This window comes from Alicyclobacillus sp. CIJ1 (assembly GCF_057538885.1).
The window spans coordinates 1-295 of record NZ_BAAJPH010000139.1 but is presented as its reverse complement, the minus strand read 5'-3'; the positions used below and the strand labels follow the sequence as shown (position 1 = coordinate 295).

Annotated in this window: 1 pseudogene; it reads right to left on the bottom strand. The window is 60.3% G+C overall.

From position 1 onward, the window contains the following. Positions 1–146 precede the first annotated feature (146 nt). Positions 147–295: pseudogene (locus tag AC27E8_RS12990) on the bottom strand (IS256 family transposase); the annotation flags it as partial.

Here is a 295-nt window from a genome sequence, read left to right as displayed (position 1 = left end):
CGAACTTTATCGACCTCCGTCACGCTCCGTCAAGGGGCGCTTCGCTCGTCCCTCTTGGACGCCCTTGACGGGCGTTCGACGGTCGATTCCAATTCGTTAGGGCCAAAGCCTCGGTGTGCGTGGTCGCATCACCTCGCCGCATGCACCTATTTTTGCAACCATGCCGCTGCCGCGAGTTGGGGCTGATTCGGTTTCAACTTGGCCATCGACTCCAAGCTGAAGTACCTCCGTGCCACCATCCACTCTTCGTGCTGCTCTTGCAAAATGGCGCCTGCGAGTCGCAGCACGGCCTCCC